At 70.2% G+C, this 9,029-nt stretch carries 9 protein-coding genes; all 9 read left to right on the top strand.

Going from position 1 to position 9,029, the window contains the following annotated elements; translation table 11 throughout:
* Window positions 1-560: 560 nt before the first annotated feature.
* The gene (locus ACWF94_RS24500) at window positions 561-1,733 is read left to right on the top strand and encodes an ABC transporter substrate-binding protein (RefSeq protein ID WP_453492313.1); all 1,173 of its coding nucleotides are present in this window, start codon (window positions 561-563) and stop codon (window positions 1,731-1,733) included.
* The gene (locus ACWF94_RS24495; protein ID WP_453492310.1) at window positions 1,708-2,544 is read left to right on the top strand and encodes an ABC transporter ATP-binding protein; all 837 of its coding nucleotides are present in this window, start codon (window positions 1,708-1,710) and stop codon (window positions 2,542-2,544) included. Before ACWF94_RS24500 ends, ACWF94_RS24495 begins: the two co-directional genes overlap by 26 nt.
* Window positions 2,541-3,254 carry an ABC transporter ATP-binding protein gene (locus tag ACWF94_RS24490; protein WP_453492307.1) on the top strand — a complete coding sequence of 238 codons (714 nt, stop codon included), beginning with the start codon at window positions 2,541-2,543 and terminating at the stop codon, window positions 3,252-3,254. Before ACWF94_RS24495 ends, ACWF94_RS24490 begins: the two co-directional genes overlap by 4 nt.
* Complete coding sequence (locus ACWF94_RS24485; protein WP_453492305.1) at window positions 3,251-4,138, top strand: branched-chain amino acid ABC transporter permease; 888 nt, start codon at window positions 3,251-3,253, stop codon at window positions 4,136-4,138. The genes ACWF94_RS24490 and ACWF94_RS24485 overlap by 4 nt, the downstream gene beginning before the upstream one ends.
* A gap of 11 nt (window positions 4,139-4,149) precedes the next feature.
* A complete protein-coding gene (locus ACWF94_RS24480; RefSeq protein WP_453492302.1) occupies window positions 4,150-5,196 on the top strand; it encodes a branched-chain amino acid ABC transporter permease in 1,047 nt (348 codons plus the stop codon).
* A complete protein-coding gene (locus tag ACWF94_RS24475) occupies window positions 5,189-5,428 on the top strand; it encodes a hypothetical protein (protein WP_453492299.1) in 240 nt (79 codons plus the stop codon). The genes ACWF94_RS24480 and ACWF94_RS24475 overlap by 8 nt, the downstream gene beginning before the upstream one ends.
* The gene (locus ACWF94_RS24470) at window positions 5,425-7,035 is read left to right on the top strand and encodes an amidase (protein WP_453492296.1); all 1,611 of its coding nucleotides are present in this window, start codon (window positions 5,425-5,427) and stop codon (window positions 7,033-7,035) included. Before ACWF94_RS24475 ends, ACWF94_RS24470 begins: the two co-directional genes overlap by 4 nt.
* A gap of 12 nt (window positions 7,036-7,047) precedes the next feature.
* The gene (locus ACWF94_RS24465; RefSeq protein WP_453492293.1) at window positions 7,048-8,307 is read left to right on the top strand and encodes a CaiB/BaiF CoA transferase family protein; all 1,260 of its coding nucleotides are present in this window, start codon (window positions 7,048-7,050) and stop codon (window positions 8,305-8,307) included.
* Window positions 8,308-8,474: 167 nt separating this feature from the next.
* Window positions 8,475-9,029: enoyl-CoA hydratase/isomerase family protein (locus ACWF94_RS24460; RefSeq protein WP_453492290.1), on the top strand; the 555-nt coding region annotated here is incomplete at its 3' end.

Raw genomic sequence — 9,029 nt, 5'->3', positions numbered from 1 at the left:
CACCCGCCGGGAGGCGTTCGGCTCGTGTGCCGACCGGCGCGGGCCGTCTGCGGGCGGGCGGCGCCGGCAGGTCATGCCGCAGCCGCAGTCGCACAGAGCGCCCCGTCCCGATCCGATCCGGCCGCGCCCGGTCATGTCTCCCGACACCAACCCACTGTCGTAAGAATCGTCATTCACATCGTGCGGCATCAAGGCACTCCCGTTCAAGCCCCCTGAACGCCCTCAACCGAAACCCGCGCGCCCTTCACCCCCCGCACACAGGACCGTGCCGACGGTATGCAGCCGAGGCTACTGGCCCTACCCACAGGCGAAACAACGGCTGCTCCGGGAGTCGCACCCGGCCCGACCGCCTCGGCGGCCGGGCCGGGACCGGCATGCGCACCACGACGGCGGGCGACAACCCTGGTGCGGTATAGACCGATGCGAAGTTCCCGAACGGTTGTTGACTTTCAACTTTTGCCGGGCCTACAGTCCCCCGAAACGCGATCCCCCCGAGCACAGCCGCCTTCCTCCACGGGCATTTCAGCCACGGACCGCAGGGATCGCCGGAAGGAACAGCGATGAGGCAGCGAACGCAATTGGCTCGAAGAACATTCGGCGGGGCGGCGGTCGCCGCCACGCTGGTGATGGCGACCGCCTGCTCCCCCGGCAGCGGAGCGGGCGACTCCGACGAGGTGAAGGTCGCCGTCGTGACGCCGCTGAGCGGCGACTACTCCCATCTCGGGAAAGAGTTCCAGATCGGCTTCAAGGCCGGTCTCGACCATCTGACCAAGGGCACCGACGAGGTCGACGGCAAGAAGATCAAGGTCGCGTACGCCGACTCGACCGGTGACCCCACCACCGCGGTCTCCGTCGCCAAGGACCAGATCGCCAAGGGCTCACAGTTCGTCCTCGGAACGATCACCTCGGGCGAGTCGATCCAGTTGGCACCGCTCGCCGCGAAGGAGAAGGTCATCTTCATGCCGATGGCGACGACCTCCACTCTCCTCGGCGTCAACAAGTACACCTTCCCGTCGAACTTCAGCGATGTGCAGAACGTGCTGACGATGCTCGGCGCGGTGGGAGACGTCCAGGGCAAGCGCGTTCAGGTGGTGACCCATGACAACACCTACGGCAAGGCCAGCCTCGCGGCGGTCGAGCGCACCTTCGGCAAGGCGGGTGCCACCATTCTGCCGGCGGTCAAGGTGCCCGACTCCACGACCGACTTCATCCCGGCGGCGCAGAAGGTGAAGAACGCCAAGCCCGACATCGTGGCGATGTTCTGGGCCCTGCCGAACGACGCCGGCTTCGTGGAGACCCTGGCGAGCCAGCGGGCCCTGGACGGCGCCCAGCTCGTACGGAGCATGCCGGCCGAACCCACGTTCCCCGCGTTCCGGGGCATCGAGGACCGGACCCTGTTCTCGGCGTACTACGACCCGAGCATCGTGGAAGGAACCATGGCCGAGCATCTCAAGACGTCAGCCAAGAAGTTCGGCAAGCTCGGCCGGCAGGGCGGCGGCGGCTTCCGTACGGCGCAGATGCTCGTACGCGCCATCGAGGCAGGACCGGACGTGGAGGACCGGATCAAGGCGCTCGAAGGCTGGAAGTTCGACTCCGTCAAGGGCCCGACCGAGATCCGGGCCAAGGACCATGTCGTCCTCCAGCCGATGCCGGTGGCCCGGCTCACGGACAAGAACGGCAAACTCACTCTCACCCCGGTGAAGACTCTTGAGCCCGCGGCCACCGCTCCGTGACGGCACGCCGGGCCCCCGCCCGGCGGCGGATCGCGCCGGCACCGCGCCCCGGGCCGGGGCGGCACCCGCACTGGAGATCGAGGGGCTGTCGCTGTCGTTCGGCAGCGCCGAGATCCTCAAGGACGTCTCGCTCACCGTCCCCCAGGGCACATTCCTCGGGATCATCGGTCCCAACGGGGCGGGGAAGACCAGTCTGCTCAACGCGATCGGCGGATCGGTCCGCGCGACCTCGGGAAGCCTGCGGATCCTCGGGCAGGACATGACCACGGCGACCGTGCCACAGCGGGCGGCGCTCGGCCTCGGCCGGACGTTCCAGGTCTCCAGCGTCTTCGGGACGCGCTCGGTGGCGGAGAACATCTGGCTGGCTGCCGCCGCGTCGGACGGGACCTGGAAGGACCTGTTCCGTCTCGGCCGCGGACGGGACCGCTACGCGGACCGGGTCGAGCGGAGCCTGGAGCGGGTGGGACTGACCGACCGGCGGGCGTCCCCGGCCGCCGGACTCTCCCACGGTGAGAAACGGAAGCTGGAGCTGGGGATGGTGCTGGCGACCGACGCACGGGTGCTGCTGCTCGACGAGCCGATGGCCGGGATGGGCATCGAGGAGGTGCCCGCACTGATGGAACTGATCAGCGCCATGCACGCCGAGGAGCACCGCACGGTCCTCATCGTCGAACACCATCTGGAGGCGATGATGGGGCTGGTCCAGGAACTCGCCGTGATGCACCACGGCAGTCTGCTCGCCCATGGCCCCGTCGCCGGTGTCGTATCCGATCCGGCGGTCCGCCAGGCGTATCTCGGGGAGGAGCTGTGACCACGAGCCCACCCATCCTGCGCGTCCGGGACCTGCACGCCTGGATCGGCGAGTCCCATATCCTCCACGGCCTGGACTTCGATGTCCGCCAGGGCCATGTCACGGGACTGCTGGGCCGCAACGGCGTCGGCAAGACGACCACGCTGCGCGGCATCATCGGCCAGGTCGAGACCAAGGGCGTGATCGAGTACTCCGGCCAGGACATCACCGCGGTGGAGACGTACCGGATCTCCCGGCTCGGAGTCGCCTATGTGCCGGAGGACCGGGAGATCTTCGCCGGTCTGACGGTCGGCGAGAACCTGGTCCTCGCCGACCGTGGCCGGACAGGTGCCCGGGAGGAGAAGGTGTTCGGGCTCTTTCCCGAGCTGAAGCTCCGCTACCGGCAGCGGGCGGGCACCCTGTCCGGCGGCCAGCAGCAGATGCTGGCGCTGGGCCGGGCCCTGATGAACGACGACCGGCTGCTGCTCGTCGACGAACCGACGAAGGGCCTCGCGCCCCTGCTGGTGGACGAGGTCGCCGAGGCGCTCGCCCGGGTCGCGGAGACCACCACGGTGCTGCTGGTGGAGCAGAATCTGCGCGCCATCAAGCGGATGGTCCGGCACTGCGTGGTGATCGACCACGGCACCGTCGCCCACACCGGTCCGGTCGACGAACTGTTCGACGACAAGGAACGGACCCACCGCCTGCTGGGCGTAGGAGAATCCCGATGAGCACCTTCACGCTGCTGCTGGTCACCGGTCTCGGCCTGGGCGGGCTGTACTTCCTGGTGGCCGGTGGGCTGTCCCTCGTCTTCGGGCTGATGGACGTGCTGAACTTCGCGCACGGCGCGGTCCTGACCCTGTCCGGGTATGTCGCGTACTTCGCGCTGAGCCATGATCCGGACACCCCTCAGTCGACGGGCGCGTTCCTGCTGGCGCTGCTGATCGGCGCCGCCGTCGGAGGCGGATTCTCGGCGCTGATCGAGGTCTTCCTCATCCGCCCGCTCTACTCCCGCGGCCATATGGCGCAGTTGCTGGTCACGGTGGGGCTCTCGTTCGCGGTCATCGCGGTGATCGAGAGCACCTGGTCGCCCGATACGCATCCCTACCGCCCACCGGCGTGGATGACCCACAGCATCACCATCGGCGAGATCCGCTTCCCCGCCGACCGGCTCATCGTGGTGGGCATCGCGGGCCTGGTCCTGGCCGGTCTGCTGCTTCTGCTGCGGCGGACCCGCGCGGGCCTGATCATCAGGGCGGGGGTGGAGAACCGGGAGATGGTCTCCGTCCTGGGCATCAATGTGCGCTCGGTCTTCACTCTGGTGTTCGCCCTGGGCGGGGCGCTGGCGGGCCTCGGCGGAGTCCTCGCCGTGTCGTTCCTGCGGCAGGTGTCCCCCGGTATCGGCCACACCTTCCTCATCTTCGCCGTCATCGTGATCATCATCGGGGGCCTCGGCTCCATCACCGGAAGCGCGGTGGCCGCCGTGGTGGTGGCGATGATCCAGCAGTTCGCCAACCATCTGTCGACGGGCTTGGGTGACATCGCCGTGGTGGTCCTGCTCGCCGGTGTGCTGCTCGCCCGACCCCAAGGACTGATGGGAGTACCCCGGACATGATCCCAGCGCGCATGGGACGTACCGGCGCCGGGTGGGGCGTCGTCGCCCTCCTGGTGCTCGTCCCCTACATCCCCCTCAGCCTCGGGGGCGCCCTGCCCGGGGTGCTCAATTCGTCGGGCACCCTGCAACTGCTCGCCATCTGCCTGGTGTTCGGCGCGCTGGCGCTGAGCTACGACCTCCTCATCGGCTATACGGGCATGGTCTCGTTCGGGCACGCGCTGTACTTCGCGCTCGGTACGTACGGCGCCAATGTGCTCGCCTCCCGCTACGGGGTCCCGCTGCTGCTCGCCGCTCCTGCGGCCATCGCGCTCGCGTTTCTCGTCGGACTCGGGGCGGGCCGGCTGAGCCTGAAGGTCACCGGTATCACCTTCGCCATGGTCACCCTGGCCTTCGCGGAGGCGTTCGGGGTCCTCGTCCACAAGAATCCGGGCGGTCTCACCGGTGGTGAGGAGGGCAGCGGACTCGGGTACGACGTCCTGCCCGGGTGGCTGTCCGGGGTGGCCAACACCTACAAGCTCTACTGGCTCTCGCTGGCGGTCTTCCTGGTGATCTGGCTCGTCGTCGGACTCGCCGTCCGGTCGGACGCGGGCCGGGTGTGGCAGGCGGTCCGCGACAACCCCCAGCGGGCCGAGGTGCTCGGCTACGAAGTGGGCGCGTACCGGCTGGCGGCGTTCACTCTGTCGTGCACCCTGGCCGGCGCCTGCGGTGTGATGTTCCTGCTCCTGGTGGGAGGCGCGTCGCCGGAGGTGGTGTCCAACGACTTCACCCTCAGCATCCTGACGATGGTGATCCTCGGCGGGGCGGGATACCGCTGGGGAGCCGTCATCGGCGGAGCGCTCTACCACTACCTCGATGTCACGCTGAAGACGCTGTCGACCAATGAGACCGTCGAGCGGCTGCCCGGAATCCTCAAGGCGCCGGTCGAGCAGCCGCTGTTCATCTTCGGCGTGCTGCTGATCGTGGTGATCATGGCGGTGCCGGGCGGGCTGGTGGAGGCGAGTGAGCGCGTGGGGCGGCTCGGCCGCCGGCGCGAGGAGAGGAAACCCGGCCATGTCTGACGATCCGACGACCGTACACACCCTGCCCGACACGGCCGCGGCCGACGACCTGACGACCGTACGCGCCCTTCTGGACGCGGCGGGCCTCCCGGCGAGCGACGCCGAGACCGCTGTCCTCGCCGAGGGCTACCGGGCCTCGCGTCCGCTCGTGGCCGGACTGTACGCGGTCCCCGGCGCGGACGGCGAACCTCCGGCGCTCGACTACGACCCCCGGCAGGGGGTGGAGGCGTGACGGCCCGGCCGACCGGGAGTGCGACGGCCCGGCCCGCCGAGGGCGGGACGGCCCGCCCGACGCTGAGCGAGACGGCGGACGCGATCGCCGCGGGCCGTCTCTCCAGCACCGCAGCGGTCCGCTCCTGCGTCGCCGCTGCCGACGCGCACGATGCCCGGCTGGGCATGTTCCACAGCAGATTCACCGATACGGCGCTCGAAGCCGCCGCGGCGGCCGACCGGGTCACCGCGCGGGGCGGGACCACCGGCCCCCTGCACGGCCTGCCGCTGGGGATCAAGGATCTCCTCACCACGCGGGAAGGCCCGACGACGGCGGGCAGCATGGTGCCGGACCCGGTGTCCGGATCCGGTGACGCGGTCGCGGTGGCGCGGCTGCGGGACGCCGGGGCGGTGATCCTCGGCAAGCTGCACACCGCGGAGTACGCCATCGGGACACCCGACCCCGGCAAACCGCTGCCGGTCCCCCGTAACCCGTGGGACCCCCGGCACTGGGCCGGGGGCTCCAGTTCCGGATCCGCGAGCGCCGTCGCGAGCGGCGCGGTGCTCGGCGCGCTGGGCACCGACACGGGCGGCAGTATCCGGATCCCGGCCGCGTTCTGCGGGATCACCGGGCTGAAGCCCACCTTCGGACGCGTCCCGAAGTCGGGCTGTGTCCCCCTCGCGTACTCCCTGGACCACGTCGGGCCGATGGCACCCTCGGCGCGCGACTGCGCGGTGCTCCTCGGCGCGCTCGCGGGGCACCATCCCGGTGACCCGGCCTCGCTCGACGTCCCCGTGGCGGACTGGACAGCCGCGCTGACGGGCGATCTGAGCGGGGTGAGGATCGGGGTCGACCGGCTCTCCCGGATCGGCGGCCCGGCCGAGGACCCGGCGCTGCCGACGGTGTTCACCCGCGCGGTCGAGGCACTGCGGGACCTCGGGGCGCAGGTGGTGGAGCTGGAGCTGCCGCTGTACGAGGAACTGACGGCGGCCTGTCATGTGACGCTGGTCAGCGAGGCGTTCGCGTACCACCGCGAGCGGCTCGCCGCGCACTGGGACGACTACTTCCGGACCACCCGGCTCCGGATCGCCTCCGCGGTCCACTTCTCCGGCGCCGACTACGTACAGGCGCAGCGGGTGCGCGGGCTCGCGCGGCGGGCGCTGGCCGGGCTGCTGTCGCCGGACGACGGGGTCGATCTGATCGTCACCCCGACCTGCGGGTCGGGTGCGCCGACGATCGACGAGCTGACCCGTACCGCCTCACCGGGCGCACGGGGCTTGTTCCGCGCCGTCTACACGCACTACTGGAACGGCGCGGGGAACCCGGTGGCCTCCGTGCCGATGGGGTTCAGCGGGTCGGGGCTCCCCCTCGGGCTCCAGATCGCGGGCCGTCCCTTCGACGAGGCGCTGGTGCTGCGCGCGGGCGATGCCTTCCAGCAGATCACCGACTGGCATCGGCGGACCCCGGAACCGGCAGCCGCCCGGACCGGGCCGGTCGACGGCAGCGGGCCGGGCGACGGCAGCGGGCCCCGGCCGTCCGTATCCGACTCCGAGTCCGACTCCGAGTCCGACACCGAGTCCGAGTCCGACTCCGTATCCGGCTCCGTATCCGACAGCGTTCCCGGCTGAAAGGTGACAGCAGTGTCCGACGATCGAGCGGCCGAGGCCGCCCACGGCACGGCATCGACCCGGCTCCCGCTCGAAGGGGTCAGGATCATCGATCTCACCACCACCTTCATGGGCCCCTACACCACCATGCTCCTCGGCGGGCTGGGGGCCGATGTGATCAAGGTGGAGGCCCCCGACGGCGATGTGGCCCGCTATGTCGGCCCGCGCAGACACGACGCGATGGGGCCGATCTTCCTCAACGCCAATCACGGCAAGCGCAGCGTCGCCATCGATCTCAAGACTCCGGCGGGCGGCGAGATCCTGGGCCGTCTCATCGCCTCGGCCGAGGTGTTTCTGACCAATATGCGGCCCGCGGCCCGGGCGAAGCTCGGGCTGGAGGCCGGGGATGTGCTGGCGCTGAACCCGTCGGTCGTCTACTGCACCATGACCGGGTTCGGCGGTACGGGGCCCTATCGCGACCTGGTCGCGTACGACGATGTGATCCAGGCGATGTGCGGTCTCGCGTCCGTCCAGGGCGGCCCCGGTGGAACGCCGGCGTACGTCAAGACGGCGATTGTCGACAAGATGATGGGGGTCTACGGCTTCGGCGCCCTGCTCGCGGGGCTCTTCGCCAGGGAGCGGACGGGCGAGGGCCAGATCGTCGAGGTCCCCATGTTCGAAACCATGATCACCAATCTGGCGATCGAGACACAGGGCGGCACGGTCTTCGATCCGCCGACCGGCCCTGTGGGGTATCCGCGCAGCGAGACCCCCTTCCGCCGTCCGTACGCGACCGCCGACGGGCATCTGGCGGTCATGCCCTACACGGACCGGCAGTGGCACCGCTTCTTCGAACTGATCGGGAAGCCCGAGCTGCGCGGGGACGAGCGGTTCGACACCGTCGCCCATCGCACGGCGAACGCCGGTGAACTCTATGAACTCCTGGAGACCGAGGTGGCCGAGCGCGGGTCCGCCGAATGGCGCGAGACGCTCGAAGCCGCCGGTATCGCGCACGCGCCGGTGCTGAGTGTGACCGAGGCCATCGAGGACCGGCACATCAGGGAAGTGGGGCTGTTCCGGCAGCGGGAGCATCCGACCGAGGGCACGATCCGGGTCAGCCGAATCCCCATCCGGTTCGGCGACCGCGATATCGAGCACCGGCGGCTGGCGCCGGTGCTGGGCGAGCACGGCCCGGAGGTCCTGGCGGAGCTGGGGTACGACGCCGGGGAGATCCGGCGGCTCCGCGCCACCGGGGTGATCGCCGAACCCCCGAACGTCCCTCCGGCCGACTGAGCCGGATCACGTGCGCTGCCCCCCGGCTGACTGAGCCGGATCACGTGCGCTGCCCCCCGGCCGACTGAGCCGGATCACGTGCGCTGCCCTCCGCTCCACACACCGCACCGCACCGCACCACACCGTCACCGAACCACACCGTCACCGAACCAGATCGGATGAACCCGATGACCGAGTCCGTCCTGTACCGCGCGAGCGATGGCATCGCCACGATCACCATGAACCGCCCGCACCGCCGCAACGCGATCAATCCGGCGCTCGGCGACGGCCTGCTCGACGCCCTCGAACGTGCCGAGAGCGACCCGGAGGTGCGGGCTGTCGTCCTCACCGGCAGCGGCGACCACTTCTGTGTGGGCGCAGAGCAGTCGGAGAAGGCCGGCAATCACGAGAAGTCCCTGATCAACGCGTCGACCACGGCCTCGCGTACCACGCTGCTGCGCTTCACCCGGCTCGTCACCTTCATGTACGAGATGTCCACGCCGACCGTCGCGGAGGTCCGCGGCGGCTGCGCGGGCGCGGGGATGTCCCTCGCCCTCGGGTGCGACTTCCGGTACGCGTCGACGGACACGGTGATGAGCACGGCGTTCCTGAAGGTCGCCTTCTCCGGGGATCTCGGCATGTCCTGGCTTCTCACCCGGGTCGTCGGCCCCGCCAGGGCCAGGGAACTGCTCCTGCTGTCGCCCAAGGTGCGCGGCGAGGAACTGCTCACCTGGGGCCTGGTG

This window comes from Streptomyces sp. NPDC055078, assembly GCF_053607985.1.
The sequence above is the reverse complement of the archived record's forward strand: the minus strand, read 5'-3'. Positions and strand labels throughout refer to the sequence as shown.